We start from the raw sequence: 22789 nt of genomic DNA, 5'->3' as shown, positions 1-22789 counted from the left end.
CGCAGCAGCCCCAAAACATCCCGCCACATTACAAAACCTGTGGCGAGGGAGCTTGCTCCCGCTCGACTGCGAAGCAGTCGCCAAACCAAACCCCTCGGAACAACTGACATCACCGAGTTGCAGGTTTTGGGGCCGCTACGCAGCCCAGCGGGAGCAAGCTCCCTCGCCACAAAAGCAGCCAGTCGCTATTGCGAAGGCATCGCCCGCAATCGCCGTCCAATCACATCCAGCACATCACACCCATCCCGCAACGGAATGGCGCACAGCAACGCAAAATCACTAAGAATGAACGACTCACACTCAACCGAACCGCGCATCGAAATGTTCTCCAACACCTGCGTGACGGCGCGAATTCGATAGTTGGCAGCCTCGTATAAAACATCGAGCGGCGCGTGGGTGTCGACGAACAGCGTGGGCATGTCGGTGCAGTTGCTGGTGAGGGCCATGAAGCGGTTTTTGGGATGGGGGATTGGTTTTTCGTAGGGTGGATCGGGGTGAAGATTTTTCATAATTGAAACCTCTGGTAGTAAACGGTCGGCTACCATCGGCCTTCCTACAGGCTTGGGTGGCAGCTATGCACGGGGTAGGAATATCGAGACCAGAGAACTCGACCACACCGAAGCGTGCCCGCGCACAGCCGCCGCAACTGATCTTACGGACGCATGTAGACGGCCGCAATTCAGGTGTCGACGCCGGAGCGTCCTCTCTAGTCTTGAAGGGTTCCTACACCCTGCCACTGAATTTTCAGTGACCACCAGAGACTATCGATGGAATGCATTTCAAACCAGTTCATGGAAACCGATACGAGTTGAAGGAAACTTCCGAAGACCTTGCCCAGAAATTTCGCAGCCGTTGACATCGTGCGTGGTCAAGCAAGCACCAACAAATAAAAAGCCGAGAAAGCACTCACTTATTATTGACAAAAGACACAACACTACAACCAAGCATTAAATTTATCTCTAGTTTAAGTACTACTCTCACCAAGTTGAAAAATCCTCCTGACTCGCTTTGTACAGGTCATCAACCCACGCTTCGGATAACTTGACGTACACATCTTCAAAAAACGCCTTTGGATCTTTCATTTCATTCCACCCAAGAGGAAGCGAGGAATGAGACCTCGAATCATGTTCCAAAATTTCAGCAAACACACTCGATTCACCATCCAGAGCCTCCCCCAACACAAAGAACAAAACAAACTTGTGCCGACAACTCAACGCAGCAAAGCGCTTGACAATAAACCGGGATATTAAGAACTCTCTATCTGAAGGACACTCAGGATCGTACGCCGACAACTCAACCCCAAGACTCTCCTCGCGATCATATATATCGAACCCACCGAGAAAGTGCCCTAGGCCTGGGTTATATGGAGCATTCAGATATGGATGCATCAGCATTAGATTTTCTCTATCGGATAAAGTGCTATAGGCTGCAGTGTCTCAAAGTCGAATTTCATCTCAAAGGCATTCATCTGAGGAATGAAGCGCGGATTTTCTGGATCTAAAGGATTAGGCTCATATCCCTCACCTACATTTTCAGCCTCCATTCTTACTAACAAATTTCCTTTACTATCCTCCCCAGTAAAACGAGACATTTTTCTAGTCTCCCTTGTCATCGCTTCATTATAAGCATTCAGCTGCGCTCTATGACTTATAAACCTAGAGCTTGGAACTGCTCTCCACCTCTTGGTTTCATCACGAGGTTCGCACTGCATAGGTTGGTGCTGAACAGCGGAGCTCGAATTTTCCGCTACATTCGTATCCGCAATTGGCGCTTCGGCACCCTTTTTATATTTACTAAAAACACCCCTAAGAAACTTACCCACCATAATAATTTCCTTTTTTCATGCACTTCATCTCCGTAACCGACATCAGTCGCACAAATCGGACAAAAGGGACGGATTTACTTTACTTATTCTTCAATCACACTTTTCAACAGTGTATCCGCTCGCTACCACTATCAAAACAATGTTGCATTCGCGAGCACAAGTGAAACAGTAGCTTAGCCCAGCTCCCGAAGAATCAATCAAAATTAACTCCTTCGACAACGGCGTCTCATCCATCACAAAAAATTCTGACACCTCCGCACCTATTGCTCCAACAGACTTGAAGCCTAAAACATTCTCAAAAATAATTACCCAACGTTCCTCCTGCCAATCAAGAAACTCTATAAGAACGCGTTCGCGCTCACACGTTATCTTTTCAATAGTGCCGTCGGAAACTGGAAACTCTATCATTTCGATATTCCTGGATGTTTTTCACCGGCAACAAAGCCAGTTCCGTGACCGAGTTGATAACCGTCAGGTTTGACTTTGATAACAGCCTTCTTTTTATCCGCCTGACTCCAACTTAAATTATTAGGTTTGAGCTCTAAATGATAGTGTTCACCATGATGCCTCGGATTAAATGGCCCAGCATCTCCGGGATGACTTTCAAATCTAATAATAGTGTCCGCGTTAGGTCGCCACGTCATTCTTTGACTTCCATGTTGAGTCTGTGAAATTTTGGGCTGGACGCCTAACACTTCCGTAAGCTCATTTGGATCATCAGGAAAGTGAGTGTAGGCGTTCGGCAGAGCCGCCTCACCCTCATCAACCTTAACGCCAGTCGTATCATCCGGCGCCCCACACCCAGGCTTATTCGGTGGCGGGCAATTCCCGCTCAACCCCAACGGATCAACCCACCCCGTCGGATTCGGCGTGTACTGATACGGATTCAGCCCACCCGCCAACTTGATCGGGTCCGGCGTCAGGTAGCGGCCAACCTCCGGATCATAGTACCGATGCCGGTTGTAGTGCAGACCGCTCTCGGCATCAAAGTACTGCCCCTGAAAGCGCAGCGGTTGTTCGAGTTGCTCGCCCCCGCCGAACGCCAAGTGCGTGACTTTGCCGTAGGCGTTGTACTTCGCCGACCAAACGATTTCGCCGCTGTAATCCGTCAGCTCCTGCGGCGTGCCGAGGTGGTCGAGTTGGTAGTAGAACGGGCAGGCTTTGCGCGGGCCTTTGCCGTCGAGCATGGCTAGCGGGCGGAAGCTGCCGGGTTCGTATAGGTAGCTGCGGTAGTGCTCGCGGCTGCTTTCGGCGACTAGGTTGTCGCCTTGCCAGAAGAACTCGGTGGTGTGGCCGTCGACGGTTTTGGCGATGCGGCGGCCGAAGGCGTCGTAGCGGTAGCTGGCGGTGCGACCGTCCGGGGTGGTGACGCCGATCAGGCGGTGTTGGCAGTCGTAGCGGTATTCGGTAACGAGTTTTTGCCCAGTGCCGCGGCGTTCGCGGATGAGGTTGCCGAAGGCGTCGTAGTCGTAGTGGCGGTCGCCTTGTAGGAGCAGGCGATTTCCCACCACTTTCGCGGCGCCGGGGCGGTCTTGCATCAGCAGGTTGCCGGCCGGGTCGTGGGCGAAGGATTCCGCTGGGGTGTCGCGGGTGTGGCGGACGCGGGTCAGCCGATCGAGCGCATCGTATTGGTAGTTGCGTTGGCCGTGGCGGGTGTCGGCGATATGGTCGAGATTGCCGTTGGCGCTATAGGCATAATCACGGCGATACAGCGGTTGTTGGTTTTGGCTGACGGCATGGGCTTGCAGACGGCCCTGATCGTCGTAGGAATAGTCGCTGAGCAACTGGCCTTGTTGGCGTTGTTGTTCGCGACCGAAGGCAAATTGGTGGCCGGTGAGCCGCGCGCCGTTGAGGTCGATGGCAGTCAGCGCACCGCCCTTGGCGTGGTGGTAATCGAGTTTGCTGCCGTCCGGCAGGCGCAGGCGATTGAGTTGGCCGCAGGCGTCGTAGGCATAACGCAGCGTGCCCCAACCCTGATGTTCGGTGATGAGTCGGTCTTGCTGGTCGTACTCGAATTCCAGTGGATGGTCGTGGCCGTCGTCGACGCCGATCAACCGGCCGAGGCTGTCGTAGCGGTATTCGACCTTGAGGCCGTCGGGCAGGGTTTTCACCAACAATCGGCCGGCTGAATCCCGCTCGTAAGCGGTGATCAGCTGCGAACCGTCAGCGCCGAACTCGCTTTTCTCCAGCAGATGACCATTGAGGTCGTAGGCGTACGCCGTACGTTGGCCGTCGAATCCGGTTTCCTGTCGGATCAATCCGCCGGCGGTGTAGTCCAGCCGATATTTGTCGCCGGATTCGTTTTCGATTTCCGTGAGCAACAGCTGCGCGTTGTCGTAGCGATACTTCAGCTGGGTGCCGTCGGCATTGAGGCGGCGGCTGACCAGGTGCAGGTCGTCGAGGTATTCGTAGCGCGTGACGCGGCCGAGTTCGTCGCGTTCGGCGGTGATTTTTCCGTAGGCGTTGTAGCTGTAGGCGCGGCTGGCACCGGTAGGAAGAATCGTATGGATCAGTCGGCCAACGGCGTCCCATTGCGACTTCGTGACCGCGCCATGTTCGTCCTGACGGGTAATCTGCCGCCCCAGTGCATCGTAGGAAAAGCGCCGCACACCAACGTCCGGCAGCGTTTCCTCGGCCAGTTGCCCCAAACCGTTCCAGACGAATACATGCCGACTGGTATCCGGGTAGCGGATCGACAGCAGCTGACCTTTTTCGTCGTAGTGGTAATGAGTGATCTGGCCGTCGGGATCGGTCGCTTCGGTAATGTCACCCTGGGCATTGCGCAGATACTTCCAGACCGCTTTACCGCGATAACGGGCGTGCAGGAAACCGTTGCGATACTCGTAGGCCGTTGGCTCGTCTTCCGGCGGAATCAGCGCCACGAGGCGTCCGACTTCGTCGTAACGGTATTCAGTCACCGCCCCGAGCGGGTCCTGCTCGGCAATCAGCCGGCCTTCTTCGTCGTAGGCCTTGAGCTGTTCACCGCCGTCCAGTTCCACCTTGCGCACCAGCCGCGCACGCTCGTCGTGGACGTAAACCTCTTCGCTGCCGTCGACGTTGTGCACGGTGACGCTGCCGGCGTCATCCCACACGTAGCGCGCATCCATCTGCGCAAACGAGGCCCAGTGGCGAATGCAGCGTGCCGCTTTGCCGGACCTTTCCCACGCCCAGAAGAAACTCGCCCCACCGGCCAGTTGCCGCTGGAGGATGACGTGCTGGTCGTCGTAGTCGTAGCGTTCACTTTCGCCGGCGGCGTTGCTGGCCTCGATCAGTTGTGCGCGTTCGTCGTAGGTGTAACTGACCAGGGTTTGTTCGGTTTTCCAGCACTCGTCGAGGGTTTGCGCGGGCACAAACACCTGGTAGTCGACGGCGACCAAATGGCTGTGTTCATAACGCAAACGCAGGGCACGGCCGGCGCCGTTGTCGAGGCGCTGGATGCGCTCCTGGCGGTCGCGGGTGATGCGCAGGCGGTTGTTGTAGGCGTCGCTGATGGTCGTGAGTCGACCGTGGTGAAAGTGATAAAACCGCGTGTCGTCGCCAGCCTGAGCGAGGATCAATTCTTCGGGTTCATCACCCAAGTAAATTGCCGCGCGCGACAGGCTGTTGTGGATCGCCGGGCGTTCAGCGGTCGGCAGCGGGAACGGGGTGCGACGGTTTTCGTGGTCGATCCAGATGACACTGTCGCCGTCGATTTCCAGTCGATGGGAGAGCGAATGGCTCCAGCCGAAACCGAGGCCGCAATCGATCTCGGCGGCGCTTGTGCGATAGAGCCGGGTGAAGTCGAACGGCAGGAGGCCGTCCAGCGAAGCGTCGGTGAGGGTCAGCAGTTCTTCGCCAGTGACCATCGACACCGGGCATTTGTTGGTGGCGGTTTTATTGGCGGAATCGGCGGGGTCGCCGTTGGGGTTTTTCGCCTGATCCGGGGCGTTGTCGTGGTGTTCGTTTTGCTTGAGGGTGGTGTTGCGTTTGGCATCCCAGCGCAACAGCACTCCACCTTTTTTCAGCCCCTCAGCAACACCGCGTGCGGCGACGGCTTTGTACTGGTCGACGTACTTCATGAAGGTGCTGAGGATGTTGAAAGTTGCCTCGACGAAACGGATCGCGAGACCCGCCAATACCTTCCCGTATAGAAGTCCGCGGGAGGCTAAATAGGCTTTGGCGATAGGTATACCTATCCCCGTCCAGGCCAACGCCAAAGCAATCAGAATATCGATCAGCACCGAGACGATGACGTGGCTGGCCACCTCTGCCGACTTACCTGCCATTTCACTGGGTGGTAACGCCGACAACCACAGACTGGCAGCGCGAAACAGCAGACAAAGCGCCGCTTCATCGCTGGCCAGCAACATGGCTTTTTCCATAATTGCTGGTGATTGTTTCGCCAGATCGATGAGGTGCTGCGCACTGCTGCCGAGTCGTTCAAGGTGAGCATCAGGATTTTTAAGGATGTCAAAGACAAGGCTCAGGCCATCCCAAACACCCATGACCGCAGCCCAACTACCCGCCAGCAATCCATTCCCGGCGGCCGCAAAAGTCGACTGCGACCACTGCGGTTTAAACCCTTGCCATTCTTTGCGTAACCAGCCCTCCAGTTCGGCGGTCAGACCGTCGTAGGACGAGAAAAGATGATCAATTTGAGCCGGCGTAACTTCACTCTGAACATGAACCCGATAGAACTTACCGGGTACCCCTACGAACTGCCCTTTACCGTTTTCATTGAGCTTGACCGGTGTGATCTCACCGCCATCCCTGGCAATCACATCAACCGAAATATTCCCCAACGGAATGTCATAAACCGATTCAAACTTGCTCTCGATCTCCAGAATTCCACTTGCCGGACACTGCGCAACCCCCGAGAAAAAATCATCATCACCGCTGCTCACCGCAGTCGTGGTGTTCCCAAGCTTTATCAGCCGCTCCATGTCCATCAGCGAAGGCAAATCCATTGCCCGGCTGACCCTGTCCGTATTCCTTCCCAAGAAGCTGCCAAGTTGCTGGCGATACAAAACCAGCGTGTCTTTAAACCCGTCGAGCTCCTGCTCAATCCGTACGATCTGATCCATCAGTCCAGCTCCGTCATCAGGTAATCCAACAAGGCTGATTTCGGTGCCTGAGGCAGGTCCGGCGTCTGCACGAAGAGCGCGACTTTGTGCCGCAATACGCTGGGCGAAAACGCCTCATAAAGATCAGGTCGGTCCTCGCTCAACCACATCAGCAAGTTGTTGATGCGAGTCGTCGCGGACTCGTCAGCGAGGTACTTGAGTAGCGACTCGGAAACTTCCCACCACGGAAAAACCCTGGTGGTTTTCAGCGCACTTCCACCGATATCCAGCGGCTGACCATTGATCAAACAACGGTCGATCACAGGCATTAACTGCGTGGTATTCACTTCGCCGGACTGAAGAATCGGCAGCACATACCGCCCGTCCCAGAAGCGGAAAAACACCGCTTGTCCGTTGGGCAAAAGAACCTGGGTAAGGCTGCGCAGATGCTCGACCAGCACTTCTTCAGACGCAGAAGAAACCGCCAACCAACCCCAATCGCGAGACTCGGTCGCAGCGACCCACTCCAGAAACTCACTGCCTGCCGCGACGATTCCCACAAAAGGCATCACCGGTTCCCACTCGGCGTAAGCGGTGTCTGCCCAGATCAGCTGCGGCACATGAATGGTGGTCGAGCGCTGCCAGGCTTTGAACGGCTCAGCCGCGCAGGCATTGCTGAAAATCGCAAAGAGTTGTTCCGATGATTTCAGCGGCTGCCGGATCAGCCAGTCGCGAGGCGTCAAATGATCAAGCTGCACAGACACCGTCCTTGCAGCGCTCACATTCCTCACAAAACGGCGCGTCGCTTTTCAGGCTCATGATCTGTGCGGCGCTCAACAACGCTGCCGGCGCAGCCGCGAGTTTCAACGGCGTATTCGGCGACGTCGGCGCGGCAGCCATCGCCGACATCAATGCACCCCCGACCTGAATCGGCACGCTGCTGAAAATCCCCCCAGGCCCGATGTTGATCCACTGCCCGCCCGCCTGAATCGTCGCGCTGGCGCCGCCGTCGATCACCACTTGCTGGCCGGCGCTGACGTGGAATTGTTGACTGGCGTTGAGCGCCTGGCTGGTCACGCGGATGTGCCGATCACCCATCACCAGCAAGTGGTCGTCGAGCTTCACTTCGGCCTGGCGCTGGCCGTGGGTGATGCGCTGCTCGTCAGCCTTCAACTCGTGGCGAGCGGTGCCGGTGACGACGATGCTGCGCTGGTTATCGACCTGCACCTGTTGATCGTTCAACACGTGCTGGGTCCAGTTTCGCTGGGCGCGCAGGTAGATTTCCTCGGCGCCTTTGCGATCCTCGATGCGCAATTCGTTGTAGCCGCCGCCTCCCGGGCTGCTTTGGCTGCGGAAAATGCTGCGGGTCTTGTCGGCCGGCAGGTCCAGCGGAACGGGGGTCGCCGCGTTTGGCAGACAACCCATCACCAGCGGTTTGTCGGCATCGGCGTCGATGAAGCCGACCAGCACTTCCATGCCGACGCGCGGGATCAGCACGCTGCCATAACGGTCATGCGCCCAGCCCGTGGCCACGCGCAGCCAGCAGCTGGAGTGTTCGTTGAGCTGACCGTCGCGGTCCCAGGCGAGCTGAACCTTGACCCGTCCGAACTCGTCGCAATGGATTTCGCTGTCAGTCGGACCGGTGACCACGGCCGGTTGATAGCCGAGCATTCGCGGTTTTTGCGGCCCCAGTGGAGGACGAAACGAAACGTCCCACGGCGTCGCCAGAAATGTATTGCGATAACCCTGGAAGTCGTCCGGGTCGTCGCTGGTGGCCGACTCTTCCAGCACTTGTGGCTGGCGGCCGCGGTGTTCGATTTCTGTGATCAGCCACAGATCGTTCCATGCCTGACGTGGATGCTCGGCGAGGTGCAGGAAATGTCCGCAAACCAGCGCTGAATCGTCGCCTTTACCTTCGGCCTGACGGAAGTCCGCGTTGTGGCGTTCGAGTGCGCGGTGGGTCAGTTGCTTGCCATGTTCGCGATCAATGAACTGGCCGGGGAAGTGGTAATCCTCCAGCACCGGGCGCTGTTCGCTGTCGAGACGGGTATCGAGTTGCAGGCGTGGTTTTTGAAAGTCGTAATCGCGACGGGCGACTGCGGTGGTGCGGGTTTCCAGACGCACGTTGAAACGTTTGATGGCCGGTGCATCCGCCGCCATTCCGCTGCCGGGCAGGTACAGCGTCGACTCGGGCAGACGAGGGAAAACCGTCTGGTCATCGCCGAACACCAGCAGATGCCCGTCGGGGCTGTGCTGGAAGTGGTAGTGAATGCCGATTTCGGCACACAACCGCTGGATGAACGCCAGATCGCTTTCGGCGTACTGCACGCAGTACTCGCGAGCCGCATAGTCGCTGCCGAGTTGAAACTCGAACGCATCGCGCTGGATGCCGTGGTCCTTGAGGACCTGGGCGATGATCGTTGGCACACTTTTGTGCTGGAAGATCCGCTGGTTGATGCGCTGGCCGAGGTAAGCCAGTCGTGGCACGAGGCTGATCTGGTAGCCCGTCAGACGTTTCCCGGAGTCGCTTTGGCCGACGCGAAAAATCTGACCGTGGATACCGGAACCTTGTGCATCAAAACTCAGAAACGCCTGACGGTGCAGCAGGCTTTCCAGTTCTATGTCTGGTCGTTCACTGACCAGTTCCAGGTCAAAACGGTAGGGTTGGCTGATGGCTTCCGTGCCCGTGAACTCAAGGACTTTGAGCTCATTCTGGACGCCGTCGAGGGTCAACGTGAAACGCGGTTGATTGGCAGGCGCGAACATCCGATGTGTCTCTGCAGAATGAAGGCGGGCGATTCTGCATGAGCGACAAGGGGTGTTGAGGGAGGGACAAGGAAATCAGATTTTCCCTACTTTTTAAGAGATTTATCCTTCAAGAATCAGTGCGTTTGGCTACAGACATCTCCCTCAAAACCACCACCAATCCCTGTGGGAGCGAGCTTGCTCGCGAAAGCGGTGTATCAGTCGACATCATTGCTGTATGACTCACCGCATTCGCGAGCAGGCTCGCTCCCACAGGGATATGCACACGGATTCGAGATTTGTGTCGGCCATAAAAAAACGGCCCGCCTCCAAAAGGAAGCGGGCCGTTTTCATGTTCAGTGAAAGATCAGAGCCTTAGCCCCTCCCCATCACTTGTTCAAGCGGAAATCTGCCTCGGCCGCAGCAAAGCGCTGAAGCATGCCGTGAGTCGGCGCACCCAGTTTGCTGACGATGTAGATCGCCAGGCTGGCGAAAATGAAACCAGGGATGATTTCGTACAGGCCCAGCAGTTCGAAGTGTTTCCACACGATCACGGTGATCGCGCCGACCAGGATGCCGGCCAGTGCGCCGTTACGGGTCATGTCTTTCCAGATCACGGAGATCAGCACGACTGGACCGAACGCAGCACCGAAACCGGCCCAGGCGTAGCTGACCAGACCCAGTACGCGGTTTTCCGGGTTGGCGGCCAACGCGATGGCGATCAGGGCAACCAGCAGCACCATGGCGCGGCCGACCCAGACCAGTTCCACCTGGGAAGCGGATTTACGCAGGAAGGTTTTGTAGAAGTCTTCGGTCAGGGCGCTCGAGCACACCAGCAATTGGCAGCTCAGGGTGCTCATTACGGCCGCCAGGATGGCCGACAGCAAGATACCGGCGATCCATGGGTTGAAAAGGATTTTGGCCAGTTCGATGAACACGCGTTCGTGGTTTTCAGTGACCGGAGCGGCCAAATCAGGGTTCGCCGAGAAGTAAGCGATACCAAAGAAACCTACCGCAACGGTGCCGCCCAGGCACAGGATCATCCAGGTCATGGAGATGCGACGGGCGTTGGCGATCGACTTGACCGAATCCGCCGCCATGAAACGCGCGAGGATGTGCGGCTGGCCGAAGTAGCCCAGGCCCCAGCCCATCAGCGAGATGATGCCGATGAAGGTGGTGTTTTTCAGCATGTCGAAGTTGCTGGCGTCTTGCGCTTCGATGGCCAGGAACGTGGTGTCAACGCCGCCGGTGGCCAGCAGCACGATGATCGGCGTCAGCAACAGCGCAAAAATCATCAGCGTGGCTTGTACGGTATCGGTCCAGCTCACGGCGAGGAAACCGCCGACGAAGGTGTAGGCAATCGTCGCCGCAGCACCGGCCCACAGCGCAGTCTCGTAGGACATGCCGAAGGTGCTTTCAAACAGACGAGCGCCAGCAACGATGCCGGAAGCGCAGTAAATGGTGAAGAACACCAGGATCACCACCGCAGAAATGATCCGCAGCAGGCCGCTTTTGTCTTCAAAACGGCTGGAGAAGTAATCCGGCAGGGTCAGGGCATCGCCGTTGTGCTCGGTCTGCACACGCAGACGGCCAGCGACGAACAGCCAGTTCAGGTAAGCACCGATGATCAGGCCAATGGCGATCCAGCTTTCGGACAGGCCGGACATGTAGATGGCACCCGGCAGGCCCATCAACAACCAGCCACTCATGTCGGAGGCACCGGCGGACAAGGCCGTGACGACGCTGCCCAGGCTGCGACCGCCCAGAATGTAGTCAGAAAGGTTGTTCGTGGAGCGATAGGCCATGAAGCCGATCAGCACCATTGCTGCGATGTAGATCACGAACGTGATCAGGGTTGGATTGCTTACGCTCATTCAGTGATGCCCTGGCTTTGTTTTTATGTAGCGCCAACGTGTGAAAACGCCGACAAACGACAACGTTTGTTCAGACGATTTCAAAGCCCGCGCATTTATGACTGATGTTTCCCCAGGAAAGCCATCAGCCGGTGCACCGATTTTTCATCCGGTTGCACCTTGGGGCGCGAATCCTATTCAACAACCCAAATAAGGTGCAACCCATTTCGTGAGAATTAGTTGCACCTACACTGTTTTACTTAAAACCGGGCGGTTTTTGCTTCCTTTTAGCGCAGTCACGATATGTTTCTAGAAGTAAAAGCACCAAGCAGGAGCGGTACGTTCGTACCGGAATTTAATTCCTGACGAGCTGCTTATTATTCCGACAAAAAAAGGGTTGCACCCGGTTGCACCTCAACGGTTGCACAGCTAATCTTGCCGCCAGCTGATGCCACGCGGTCGTGGCAAACATGAGGATAAAAAAATGGCTACCACCACCCTTGGGGTCAAACTTGACGACCCGACCCGCGAGCGCCTCAAGGCTGCCGCGACCTCGATTGATCGCACGCCGCACTGGCTGATCAAGCAGGCAATTTTCAATTACCTGGAAAAACTCGAGGGTGGTGCAACCCTGACCGAGCTGAGTGGTTTGACCAAGGATTCCGACGACGCCGTCGATGCGCCTCTGGATCACGCTCACCAGTGCTTCCTCGAATTCGCCGAAAGCATCCTGCCGCAATCGGTGCTGCGCGCTTCGATCACCGCCGCCTACCGTCGCCCTGAGCCGGAAGTGGTGCCGATGCTGATCGAGCAGGCGCGTCTGCCGGCAGCGATGGCTGAAGCCACCAACAAACTGGCCTCCTCGATTGCCGAGAAGCTGCGTAATCAGAAAAGTGCCGGTGGCCGTGCCGGGATTGTTCAAGGCCTGTTGCAGGAATTTTCCCTGTCGTCCCAGGAAGGCGTAGCACTGATGTGCCTGGCCGAAGCGCTGCTGCGCATCCCGGACAAAGGCACCCGTGACGCGCTGATCCGCGACAAGATCAGCACCGGCAACTGGCACCCGCACTTGGGCAACAGCCCGTCGCTGTTCGTCAACGCCGCCACTTGGGGCCTGCTGCTGACTGGCAAACTGGTCGCCACGCATAACGAAGCAGGTTTGACCTCGTCCCTGAGCCGCATCATCGGCAAGAGTGGCGAGCCGATGATCCGCAAGGGCGTCGACATGGCCATGCGCCTGATGGGCGAGCAGTTCGTCACCGGCGAAACCATCGCCGAAGCCCTGGCCAATGCGAGCAAGTTCGAAGCCAAGGGTTTCCGTTATTCCTACGACATGCTGGGTGAAGCGGCACTCACCGAGCACGATGCGCAGAAGTACCTGGCCTCGTACGAACAAGCCATTCACTCGATCGGCAAAGCGTCCCACGGTCGTGGGATTTATGAAGGCCCGGGCATTTCGATCAAGCTGTCCGCTTTGCACCCGCGTTACAGCCGCGCACAGTACGAGCGCGTGATGGACGAGTTGTACCCGCGCCTGTTGTCGCTGACCTTGCTGGCCAAGCAGTACGACATCGGTTTGAACATCGACGCCGAAGAAGCCGACCGCCTCGAGCTGTCGCTGGATCTGCTGGAGCGCCTGTGCTTCGAGCCGCAACTGACCGGCTGGAACGGCATCGGTTTCGTGATCCAGGCGTATCAGAAGCGTTGCCCGTACGTGATCGATTACGTGATCGACCTGGCTCGCCGCAGCCGTCATCGCCTGATGATCCGTCTGGTGAAAGGCGCGTACTGGGACAGCGAAATCAAGCGCGCCCAGGTCGAAGGCCTGGAAGGCTATCCGGTCTACACCCGCAAGGTGTACACCGATGTTTCCTACATCGCTTGCGCCCGCAAGTTGCTGTCGGTTCCGGAAGTTATTTACCCGCAATTCGCCACGCACAATGCCCACACACTGTCGGCCATTTACCACATTGCCGGTCAGAACTATTACCCGGGTCAGTACGAGTTCCAATGCCTGCACGGCATGGGCGAACCGCTGTACGAACAGGTTGTAGGTAAAGTTTCCGAAGGCAAGCTGAACCGTCCGTGCCGCGTGTACGCACCGGTCGGCACGCACGAAACGCTGTTGGCGTACCTGGTACGTCGTCTGCTGGAAAACGGTGCGAACACCTCGTTCGTCAACCGCATCGCCGACCAATCCATTTCGATCCAGGAGCTGGTGGCCGATCCAGTGGCCAGCATCGAGCAGATGGCGACGCTGGAAGGCGGCTTCGGCCTGCCGCACCCGCGTATCCCGCTGCCGCGTGATCTTTATGGTGCCGAGCGCGCCAACTCCAGCGGCATCGACATGGCCAACGAACATCGTCTGGCTTCGCTGTCCTGCGCCCTGCTGGCCACTGCTCACAACCACTGGAAAGCCGCGCCGATGCTCGGTTGCGCCTCCAGCACTGAAACCCCTGCACCGGTTCTGAACCCGTCCGATCTGCGTGACGTGGTCGGCCATGTGCAAGAAGCCACCGTCGAAGACGTCGACAACGCGATCCAGTGCGCCTTGAACGCCGCCCCAATCTGGCAGGCCACCCCGCCCGCCGAACGCGCCGCGATCCTGGAACGTGCCGCCGATTTGATGGAAGGCGAGATCCAGCCGCTGATGGGCCTGTTGGCTCGCGAAGCCGGCAAGACCTTCGCCAACGCCATCGCCGAAGTGCGTGAAGCTGTGGACTTCCTGCGTTATTACGCGGTGCAGGCGCGCAACGATTTCACCAACGACGCCCACCGTCCACTGGGTCCAGTGGTGTGCATCAGCCCGTGGAACTTCCCGCTGGCGATTTTCAGTGGTCAAGTCGCGGCAGCGCTGGCGGCCGGTAACCCGGTGTTGGCCAAGCCTGCGGAACAAACCCCGCTGGTCGCCGCTCAAGCCGTGCGTTTGCTGCTCGAAGCCGGGATTCCGGAAGGCGTGCTGCAACTGCTGCCGGGCCGTGGCGAAACCGTGGGTGCCGGGCTGGTCGGTGACGAGCGCGTTAAAGGCGTGATGTTTACCGGCTCCACCGAAGTCGCTCGTTTGCTGCAACGCAACATCGCCGGTCGCCTGGATGCCCAGGGCCGTCCGATCCCGCTGATCGCCGAAACCGGTGGCCAGAACGCGATGATCGTCGACTCTTCGGCATTGACCGAACAAGTGGTGATCGACGTCGTGTCGTCGGCCTTCGACAGCGCCGGCCAACGTTGCTCGGCACTGCGCGTCTTGTGCTTGCAGGAAGATTCCGCTGACCGTGTCATCGAAATGCTCAAAGGTGCCATGGCTGAATGCCGCCTCGGCAATCCTGAGCGCCTGTCCGTGGACATCGGCCCGGTGATCGACGCCGAAGCCAAGGCTGGCATCGAGAAGCACATCCAGGCCATGCGCGACAAAGGTCGCAACGTGTACCAGGTGGCTATCGCCAACAGCGAAGAAGTCAAACGCGGCACCTTCGTGATGCCGACCCTGATAGAACTGGAAAGCTTCGACGAACTGCAACGGGAGATCTTCGGCCCGGTGCTGCACGTGGTTCGCTACAAGCGCAAAGACATCGATCAATTGATCGGTCAGATCAACGCTTCCGGTTATGGCCTGACACTGGGCGTGCACACGCGTATCGACGAGACCATCGCCAAGGTGATCGACAACGTCAACGCCGGCAACGTCTACGTGAACCGCAACATTGTTGGTGCTGTGGTTGGCGTGCAGCCGTTCGGCGGCGAAGGTTTGTCGGGTACCGGTCCGAAGGCGGGTGGTCCGCTGTACCTGTACCGCCTGCTGTCGACACGTCCTACCGATGCGATCGAACAATCCTTCGCTCGCGGTGACGCCATCGCAGCGCCGGACGTTCGTCTGCGTGACGCCATGAGCAAGCCGCTGACCGCCCTGAAGGCCTGGGCCGACAGCAACAAGTTTGCCGACCTGAGCACCCTATGCGTGCAGTTCACCGCGCAATCGCAAAGCGGGATCACTCGTCTTCTGGCGGGCCCGACCGGCGAGCGCAACAGCTACGCCATCCTGCCGCGCGAACACGTGCTGTGCCTGGCCGAGGTTGAAGGCGACCTGTTGACTCAACTGGCGGCGGTACTGGCTGTCGGTGGTTCAGCGGTGTGGCCGGAATCTGACGTGAGCAAGGCGTTGTTCGCACGTTTGCCGAAGGAAGTTCAGGCACGCATCAAGCTGGTGTCCGACTGGAACAAGGACGAAGTGGTGTTTGATGCGGTTCTGCATCACGGCCATTCCGACCAGTTGCGTGCGGTGTGCCAGCAAGTGGCCAAGCGTGCGGGCGCCATTGTCGGTGTTCATGGCTTGTCGCAAGGCGAGACCAACATTGCGCTGGAGCGTCTGGTGATTGAGCGGGCGTTGAGCGTTAACACGGCGGCGGCGGGTGGTAATGCGAGCTTGATGACCATCGGTTAAACCGCAACAAGACCGGGCGCCCGCAACGGACGCCCGGAATGCAAAACCCCCTGTGGGAGCGAGCCTGCTCGCGAAGGCGGCGTGTCATCCGACACATGTATTGGATGACACACCGCCTTCGCGAGCAGGCTCGCTCCCACATTTGATTAGCGGTGACCGGACACTACCATCACGCTCATCAATCATCCTGTTCAGCCTTTATTCCCACGCCTAGACTCGGTCCATTCCAAAAAAAGGTAGGCCGCCATGTCCGAGACGTTGCTCAGTTCCCGCAATCTGGCTTTCGAGCTGTATGAAGTCCTCGATGCCGAGGGCCTGACCCAGCGTGAGCGTTTCGCCGAGCACAATCGCGAGACCTTCGATGCCGCCATCGGCACCGCCCGCAACATTGCCGAAAAATTCTTCGCCCCGCACAACCGCAAGGGCGACGAGAACGAGCCGCGCTATGAGGACGGTCAGGCGATTCTGATTCCGGAAGTGAAACCGGCGGTGGATGCGTTCCTCGAAGCCGGTTTCCTCAACGCCGCGCGCAGTTTCGACGCGGGCGGCATGCAATTGCCTACGCTGCTGTCCCAGGCGTGCTTCGCGCATTTTCAATCGGCCAACGCGGCATCGACTTCGTACCCGTTCTTGACCATGGGCGCGGCGAACCTGATTGAAAGCTTCGGTACCGAGGAGCAGAAACAACGCTTCCTGCAACCGATGATCGACGGCCGCTTCTTCGGCACCATGGCCCTGACCGAACCGCATGCCGGTTCGTCGCTGTCGGATATTCGTACGCGCGCCGAGCCTGCGTCTGACGGCACTTATCGCCTCAAGGGCAACAAGATTTTCATCTCCGGCGGCGATCACCCGCTGTCGGAAAACATCGTGCACATGGTGTTGGCCAAGCTGCCGGACGCACCGGCCGGGGTGAAGGGCATTTCGCTGTTCATCGTGCCCAAGTTCCTGGTCAACGATGACGGAAGCCTCGGCAAGCGCAACGACGTGTTGCTGGCGGGGTTGTTCCACAAGATGGGCTGGCGCGGCACCACGTCTACCGCTCTGAATTTTGGCGATAACGGCGAGTGTGTCGGCTACCTGGTGGGCAAGCCGCATCACGGTTTGAGCTACATGTTCCAGATGATGAACGAAGCGCGGATTGGCGTCGGCATGGGCGCGGTGATGCTCGGTTACGCCGGCTATTTGTACTCGCTGGAATACGCCCGGGAACGTCCGCAAGGTCGCGTGCCGGACAGCAAGGACCCGAACACCGCGCCGGTGGCGATCATTCAGCACGCCGACGTCAAGCGCATGTTGCTGACGCAGAAAGCCTATGTCGAAGGCTCATTCGACCTCGGGTTGTACGCGGCGCGATTGTTCGATGACACCACCACGCTGGAAACTGAAGCCGAGCGCAAGCAGGCCCATGAGTTGCTGGATTTGCTCACGCCCATCGTCAAATCCTGGCCGTCGGAGTTTTGCCTCAAGGCCAACGAACTGGCGATCCAGATTCTCGGCGGCCACGGCTACACCCGCGAATACCCGGTGGAGCAGTACTACCGCGACAACCGTCTGAACCCGATTCATGAAGGGACGCACGGCATTCAGTCGCTGGACTTGCTGGGCCGAAAACTGGCGCAGAACGGGGGTGCGGGGCTCAAGCAGTTGATCCGGTTGATCGCCGATACAGGCGCGCGGGCACAGGCGTATGAATCCCTGACCGCGCTGCGTGAACCGCTGGAGAAACTGGTGGCGCGCCTGCAAACGGTGACCATCGGCCTGCTGACGGATCTGGCGCAGGGCAAGGTCAACAGCAGCCTGGCGAACTCGGCGCTGTACCTGAAAGTGTTCGGGCACACAGTGATTGGCTGGCGCTGGCTGGAACAGGCGATCCGGGCCGAGGAAGGGTTGGCCAAGGGGAATGCGACGGATGTGAGCTTTTATAAGGGCAAGCTGCAGGCGGCGCGGTATTTCCTGACGTGGGAAGTGCCGGGTTGCCACCATGAGCTGGCGATTCTTGAGGCGCGGGATGATGTGTGTTTGAACATGCAGGATGAGTGGTTCTGATCAGAGCTTCATGGTGCTGCTGAAATCCATTCGCGAGCAGGCTCGCTCCCACAGTTGAAATGCGATCAACTGTGGGAGCGAGCCTGCTCGCGAAGAGTCCCGCAAAGACAACACATCAACTCAGTTTGAAACTGCTCATCTGCCGCGCCAAATCATCCGCCAACCGCTGCAACGTCTGGCAGTCTTCGCGACAAGCCCTGACTTCCCCGGCCGTAGCCCGAGCCAAATCCGAAATCCCCTGCACGTTGCGGTTGATCTCCTCGGTCACCGCGGACTGCTCTTCCGTCGCCGTCGCCACCTGATGGTTCATGTCGCTGATCCGTTCCACCTGCCCGGTAATCGCCGTCAACGACGCTCCGGTGCGCTGGCTCGACTCAACACCGGTGCCCGTCGCCGCTTGCCCGCTGTGCATCGATGACACCGCGTTCTCAGCACCCTGCTTGAGGCTGCCGATCATCTGCTGAATCTCATCGGTCGACGACTGCGTGCGTCGCGCCAAGGTGCGCACTTCATCCGCCACCACCGCAAACCCGCGTCCCATGTCCCCGGCCCGTGCCGCTTCAATGGCGGCGTTGAGCGCCAGCAAGTTGGTCTGCTCGGAAATCCCGCGAATCACCGCCAGCACCTGATCGATAGACGCCACTTGATGGGCCAACTCGCCCACCGCCGTCGCCGCGAGGCCGATTTCATCGGACATGCTTTCTATATGCCGAATCGAACCACCGACCACTTCCCGCGCCTGCATCGCTTCATCGCGAGCGTTTTGCGAGGCGACCGCCGCGTTGCCGGCGTTCTGGGCGATTTCTTGTACGGTCAGGCCCATTTCGTGAACGGCAGTGGCGACCATATCGGTCATTTCCTGCTGCCGGCCAGAACGCTGAGCGGTGTTGTCCACCACCTTCGCCACTTGGCCGACGGCGGTGCGCAAGCTTTCGCTGGTGGTCAGCACTTCGCCGATCATTTCACGCTGGCTGTCGAGGAACCGATTGAATCCGCGCGCCAGGTCACCGAGTTCATCGGCACGACTGGAATCTAACCTGTGGGTCAAATCTCCACCGCCGCTACCGATGGCTACCAGTGCCGCTGTTACCTGACGGATCGGGCGCACCAAGCCACGGGCCAGCAACACCACCAGCAACAGGCACACCAGCGCCACGGCCAGGCCGATGCCGCTGCTCATCCACATGGCGCGGCGGGCTTCGGCGTAGATCTGCGATTGCGGCACTTCGGCCACCAGCGTCCAGCCCAGGTCCCGCAGCGGCAGGCTCAACGCGAGGAAGTCTTCGCCCTCTCTTATAAAGCTACTGTTTGTGGCAGTTTTTTGACCCATGACCGCTTGCGCCGCCGGGGCACCGATTTGCTCGGCCAAGGTGCGTTTACCGCTGAATTGCGCCTCGGGGTGCACCTGGATCAAACCGTCGGAACGCACGAGATAGACCTTGCCGCGCGCCCCGAAGCTGAAGTTATGGATCAGCTCCGACAGCTCTTTCATGCTCAACCCGAGCCCGGCAACGCCCACGACTTTACCGGCAGCCTGCACCTTGAGATCGATGAACAGCGCCAATTCTCCGGTCGCGGTGTCATTGTCGATATTGAGGGTGCGCGGCTGGTTGCTGTCGAGGAATGAGTAGAACCAGGCGTCTTTGGGGTTGGAACGGCTGAGGGTCCGGTCCAGGCCTTTTTCGGTCAGATAGTGATTTGAAGCGGTGCCGATAATCAGCGCGGTGAAGGCTTTGTGTTCAGCGCGAATGCCTTCCAGGTAGTGCGAGAATTCGGCCGTCCGGCCGCTGTCTTCACCCGCGGCCAACCAGTCGCGCACCATGCTATTGCTGGCGATGTCCTTGGCGGCGGTAAGGGGCTGAACGAGGATTCGCTCGATGTCGTTGCGCATCGCTTCGATGCTCGACGGCAGGGCTTGTTCGACCAGATAGCTCTGGGCGAGACGGTTAACCACGAGGGTATAGATGCCTACCACGATCAGGATACTGACCAGCAGGGCGGTGCCCATGCTCAGGATCAACTGCCATTGAATACTGCGTCGCCAGAACTGCATGGTGCACCCCCAAAGAATAAGAGGCTGAAACACTGCAACAGCCGTGCCGATTGTATACAACGCTTATCGACAATTTATTCTTTGGTTGTGCGCAAAGCCGATCAGGCCTGATTGATCGTCTTGGAGATCACTTCAACCGTGGCGCTGACTTGCTCTTGGTAACGGTCGAGTTCCTGCTTGTGCTGCTTTTTCATTTCGATTTGCTGCGAGCACAGATTCATCGCGGCCAGCACCAGCAGGCGGTCACCGATCAGGGTCGGGTACTTCCGTTTGGTGTCGGCCAAAGCAGCTTTCAACATCATCGCGGCGTCCAGCAGGGTTTGCTCTTCCCCGGCCGGCGCCTTGATCGAATAGTCCTCCCCCAGGATCGAGACGACTTTTACCCCTGCGGCGCCGTGATTCATGCGCTGACCGGACCGGCGCTGACGCGCTCAACCAGGGCCTGGATGCGTGCGGCGGTGGCGCCTTGTTTCTCTTCCTGTTCCATCAGGCTCAGCTGAAGGCTTTCGTTTTCATCCTTGGCCTGAGCCAGTTCTGCGCTCAGGGTCTGGTTGCTGCCGAGCAGGGCCTGGTTCTGTTGCACCAGGTCATTTACCAGCTGTTCCAATTGGCTTAGGGATGCTTCCAACATTTTGATTTTCCGAGCATTTTCAAAGGGCGCGTACGATAAAGAAAAGTCACCACGGATGCCAGGGTTATTAGGGCCTAAAGCCTTGATTTTCCTGGCGGGCGACCTTTCTCGCGAGCAGTAGAGACTGTGATTGGCGGATCCGGTTCCTGCACTTCGTCGCCGGGAGCCTTTGTGCGACAAAAACGCGCAGGGGCTCAAGACTTTAGTCGCATGACCGATAAGTCACTCATACGTCAGCTTCAGCGCGCACGGTTGCGCTCACTTCGGTAAACACCATGTCCCTTCGTAATATGAATATCGCTCCACGGGCGTTCCTCGGTTTTGCCCTGATTGGCAGCTTGATGCTGATCCTGGGCGTGTTCGCCTTGAACCAGATGAGCAAGATTCGCGGTGCCGCCGAGGAGATCACCTCAAGCAGCGTGCCGAGCATCAAGAGCCTCGACGAATTCACGCAGCTGACCCTGCGTCTGCGCGTTCTGTCTTATCGCTTGCTGGTCAACCGCGAGCCGGACGTACAGCAGAAAACCATGGACCTGCTGGAAACGCGCAATCAGCAGATTCGCAGCGCCCAGACGACCTACGAAAAACTGATCAGCAGCCCGCAGGAACGTGCGGCCTACGATCAATACGTGCAGTTGCTGAGTCAGTACCGTCAGATCGAAGACCGCATGAAGAGCCTGTCGCGCAACAATCAGGTCGATGAACTGCGCACCTTGCTCAACACCGATTTGCTGACCAACTCCGAAGCGGTCAACACCGTGCTCAACCGTTTGCTGGAGATCAACACGCAGCAGACCGTCGACACCAATCAGCAGGCAGCCGACCAGTATTCCTCAGCGTTCAACCTGGTGATCACCCTGCTGGTCATCGCCACCGGCCTGACTTTGCTGTTTGCCTGGTTGCTGACCAACAGCATCACCAAGCCCATTGCCAACGCCCTGAGCGCTGCCGAGGAAATTGCCGAAGGCAATCTGACGCGCCCGATCACGGTCGATGGCGAAGACGAAGCCGGTCGCTTGTTGCTGGCGATGTCGAAGATGCAGGACAAGCTGCGCGACACCCTGCAACGGATTTCCGGTTCGGCTACGCAACTGGCGTCCGCCGCTGAAGAGCTCAACAGCGTCACCGACGAAAGCGCCCGCGGCCTGACTCAGCAGAACAACGAAATCGAACAGGCGGCCACTGCGGTCAATGAGATGACCAGCGCCGTGGAAGAAGTCGCACGTAACGCCGTGAGCACTTCCGAAGCCTCGAAGAACGCCACGACGTCGGCCGGCGATGGCCGTGATCTGGTGCAGGAAACCGTCAGCGCCATCGAACGCATGAGCGCCGACGTGCAGAGCACTGCGACGCTGATCGGCGACCTGGCCAACGAATCCCGCGACATCGGCAAGGTGCTGGACGTGATTCGCGGCCTGGCCGACCAGACCAACTTGCTGGCCCTGAACGCGGCCATCGAAGCGGCTCGCGCCGGTGAGGCCGGTCGTGGTTTTGCGGTGGTGGCGGATGAGGTTCGGGCGCTTGCGCATCGCACTCAGCAGTCGACCAGCGAGATCGAACGCATGATCGGCAGCATCCAGAGCGGCACCGAGCACGCCGTGGATTCGATGCGCAACAGCACCGAGCGCGCCGAGTCGACGCTGAACATTGCTCGTGGCGCCGGTCTGTCGCTGGACACTATCAACAGCGCCATCGTCGAGATCAACGAACGCAACCTGGTGATCGCCAGCGCCGCTGAAGAACAGGCGCAAGTGGCTCGGGAAGTGGACCGCAACCTGGTGAACATTCGTGATTTGTCAGTGCAATCGGCGACCGGCGCGAATCAGACCAGTGCGGCGAGCAATGAACTGTCGCGATTGGCGCTGGACCTGAACAACATGGTTGGGCGGTTTAGCCTCTGACACCCCACAACACCTCTGTGGCGAGGGAGCTTGCTCCCGTTCGGCTGCGAAGCAGTCGCTCAACCAACCGGGAAGACCTACACGCCTGATTTGGGGTCGCTGCGCAACCCAGCGGGAGCAAGCTCCCTCGCCACAAGGTGTTCGCTCGGCTGGGCGGCGTGACGTACCTCTCGCCAAAACCTTTTTGACAGCATCACATTTCAACAGGTTAGAATCGCTGGCACGCAGACTGCATGGTCAGTTTGTGCCCGCCTT

General features: G+C 58.4%; 14 protein-coding genes and 2 pseudogenes. 4 read left to right on the top strand and 12 right to left on the bottom strand.

Translation table 11 applies throughout. The annotated features are described in order from the left end of the window. Positions 1 to 185: 185 nt before the first annotated feature. The 8 genes from ACWKV5_RS09350 to putP form a co-directional block, all read right to left on the bottom strand. Positions 186 to 509 (bottom strand): hypothetical protein, encoded by a 324-nt coding sequence (locus tag ACWKV5_RS09350; RefSeq protein WP_483841188.1) that lies wholly within the window; start codon positions 507 to 509, stop codon positions 186 to 188. A gap of 468 nt (positions 510 to 977) precedes the next feature. Next, entirely contained in the window at positions 978 to 1394 is a 417-nt protein-coding gene (locus ACWKV5_RS09345; RefSeq protein WP_483841044.1) for a hypothetical protein, read from the bottom strand. Then, a complete protein-coding gene (locus ACWKV5_RS09340; protein ID WP_483841043.1) occupies positions 1394 to 1825 on the bottom strand; it encodes a hypothetical protein in 432 nt (143 codons plus the stop codon). Before ACWKV5_RS09340 ends, ACWKV5_RS09345 begins: the two co-directional genes overlap by 1 nt. A gap of 90 nt (positions 1826 to 1915) precedes the next feature. Then, complete coding sequence (locus ACWKV5_RS09335) at positions 1916 to 2233, bottom strand: hypothetical protein (RefSeq protein WP_483841042.1); 318 nt, start codon at positions 2231 to 2233, stop codon at positions 1916 to 1918. Continuing rightward, positions 2230 to 6888: an RHS repeat-associated core domain-containing protein gene (locus tag ACWKV5_RS09330; RefSeq protein WP_483841041.1), complete on the bottom strand. Its 4659-nt coding sequence runs from the start codon at positions 6886 to 6888 to the stop codon at positions 2230 to 2232. Before ACWKV5_RS09330 ends, ACWKV5_RS09335 begins: the two co-directional genes overlap by 4 nt. Next, positions 6888 to 7625 (bottom strand): DUF4123 domain-containing protein, encoded by a 738-nt coding sequence (locus ACWKV5_RS09325; protein ID WP_483841040.1) that lies wholly within the window; start codon positions 7623 to 7625, stop codon positions 6888 to 6890. Before ACWKV5_RS09325 ends, ACWKV5_RS09330 begins: the two co-directional genes overlap by 1 nt. Continuing rightward, complete coding sequence (locus tag ACWKV5_RS09320) at positions 7615 to 9633, bottom strand: type VI secretion system Vgr family protein (RefSeq protein ID WP_483841039.1); 2019 nt, start codon at positions 9631 to 9633, stop codon at positions 7615 to 7617. Before ACWKV5_RS09320 ends, ACWKV5_RS09325 begins: the two co-directional genes overlap by 11 nt. A gap of 368 nt (positions 9634 to 10001) precedes the next feature. Further along, on the bottom strand, positions 10002 to 11486 hold the full coding sequence (putP, locus tag ACWKV5_RS09315) for a sodium/proline symporter PutP (protein WP_483841038.1): 1485 nt from the start codon (positions 11484 to 11486) through the stop codon (positions 10002 to 10004). A 463-nt stretch (positions 11487 to 11949) separates the two neighbouring features. On the opposite strand from putP, the gene putA reads away from it, so the two are divergent. After that, the gene (gene putA / locus ACWKV5_RS09310) at positions 11950 to 15900 is read left to right on the top strand and encodes a trifunctional transcriptional regulator/proline dehydrogenase/L-glutamate gamma-semialdehyde dehydrogenase (protein ID WP_483841037.1); all 3951 of its coding nucleotides are present in this window, start codon (positions 11950 to 11952) and stop codon (positions 15898 to 15900) included. A gap of 246 nt (positions 15901 to 16146) precedes the next feature. After that, the gene (locus ACWKV5_RS09305; RefSeq protein WP_483841036.1) at positions 16147 to 17949 is read left to right on the top strand and encodes an acyl-CoA dehydrogenase; all 1803 of its coding nucleotides are present in this window, start codon (positions 16147 to 16149) and stop codon (positions 17947 to 17949) included. A 115-nt stretch (positions 17950 to 18064) separates the two neighbouring features. Here ACWKV5_RS09305 and ACWKV5_RS09300 read toward each other — a convergent pair whose 3' ends face one another. The 4 genes and pseudogenes from ACWKV5_RS09300 to ACWKV5_RS09285 all read right to left on the bottom strand — a co-directional run bounded on the left by ACWKV5_RS09300 (position 18065) and on the right by ACWKV5_RS09285 (position 20633). Next, complete coding sequence (locus ACWKV5_RS09300) at positions 18065 to 18796, bottom strand: methyl-accepting chemotaxis protein (RefSeq protein WP_410921840.1); 732 nt, start codon at positions 18794 to 18796, stop codon at positions 18065 to 18067. A gap of 132 nt (positions 18797 to 18928) precedes the next feature. After that, positions 18929 to 19957 (bottom strand): annotated as a pseudogene (locus ACWKV5_RS09295) (HAMP domain-containing protein); the annotation flags it as partial. 146 nt (positions 19958 to 20103) lie between these two features. After that, the gene (locus ACWKV5_RS09290; RefSeq protein WP_027922059.1) at positions 20104 to 20406 is read right to left on the bottom strand and encodes a cell division protein ZapA; all 303 of its coding nucleotides are present in this window, start codon (positions 20404 to 20406) and stop codon (positions 20104 to 20106) included. Continuing rightward, entirely contained in the window at positions 20403 to 20633 is a 231-nt protein-coding gene (locus tag ACWKV5_RS09285) for a hypothetical protein (protein WP_007947124.1), read from the bottom strand. The genes ACWKV5_RS09290 and ACWKV5_RS09285 overlap by 4 nt, the downstream gene beginning before the upstream one ends. Positions 20634 to 20908: 275 nt before the next feature. On the opposite strand from ACWKV5_RS09285, the pseudogene ACWKV5_RS09280 reads away from it, so the two are divergent. Both ACWKV5_RS09280 and ACWKV5_RS09275 read left to right on the top strand, forming a co-directional pair. After that, positions 20909 to 21631: pseudogene (locus tag ACWKV5_RS09280) on the top strand (MCP four helix bundle domain-containing protein); the annotation flags it as partial. A 30-nt stretch (positions 21632 to 21661) separates the two neighbouring features. Further along, positions 21662 to 22534, top strand: coding sequence for a methyl-accepting chemotaxis protein (locus ACWKV5_RS09275; RefSeq protein ID WP_404942955.1), 873 nt, complete (start codon positions 21662 to 21664; stop codon positions 22532 to 22534). The last annotated feature ends 255 nt before the right edge of the window (positions 22535 to 22789 follow it).

Source organism: Pseudomonas oplopanacis (assembly GCF_057128725.1).
This window is presented reverse-complemented; position numbering and strand designations above follow the sequence as displayed.

Coding starts and splice junctions, on each gene's coding strand:
- ACWKV5_RS09350 (WP_483841188.1), bottom strand. CDS start 509: ATGAAAAATCTTCACCCCGATCCACCCTACGAAAAACCAATCCCCCAT.
- ACWKV5_RS09345 (WP_483841044.1), bottom strand. CDS start 1,394: ATGCTGATGCATCCATATCTGAATGCTCCATATAACCCAGGCCTAGGG.
- ACWKV5_RS09340 (WP_483841043.1), bottom strand. CDS start 1,825: ATGGTGGGTAAGTTTCTTAGGGGTGTTTTTAGTAAATATAAAAAGGGT.
- ACWKV5_RS09335 (WP_483841042.1), bottom strand. CDS start 2,233: ATGATAGAGTTTCCAGTTTCCGACGGCACTATTGAAAAGATAACGTGT.
- ACWKV5_RS09330 (WP_483841041.1), bottom strand. CDS start 6,888: ATGGATCAGATCGTACGGATTGAGCAGGAGCTCGACGGGTTTAAAGAC.
- ACWKV5_RS09320 (WP_483841039.1), bottom strand. CDS start 9,633: ATGTTCGCGCCTGCCAATCAACCGCGTTTCACGTTGACCCTCGACGGC.
- putP (WP_483841038.1), bottom strand. CDS start 11,486: ATGAGCGTAAGCAATCCAACCCTGATCACGTTCGTGATCTACATCGCA.
- putA (WP_483841037.1), top strand. CDS start 11,950: ATGGCTACCACCACCCTTGGGGTCAAACTTGACGACCCGACCCGCGAG.
- ACWKV5_RS09305 (WP_483841036.1), top strand. CDS start 16,147: ATGTCCGAGACGTTGCTCAGTTCCCGCAATCTGGCTTTCGAGCTGTAT.
- ACWKV5_RS09300 (WP_410921840.1), bottom strand. CDS start 18,796: ATGGTCGCCACTGCCGTTCACGAAATGGGCCTGACCGTACAAGAAATC.
- ACWKV5_RS09290 (WP_027922059.1), bottom strand. CDS start 20,406: ATGAATCACGGCGCCGCAGGGGTAAAAGTCGTCTCGATCCTGGGGGAG.
- ACWKV5_RS09285 (WP_007947124.1), bottom strand. CDS start 20,633: ATGTTGGAAGCATCCCTAAGCCAATTGGAACAGCTGGTAAATGACCTG.
- ACWKV5_RS09275 (WP_404942955.1), top strand. CDS start 21,662: ATGTCGAAGATGCAGGACAAGCTGCGCGACACCCTGCAACGGATTTCC.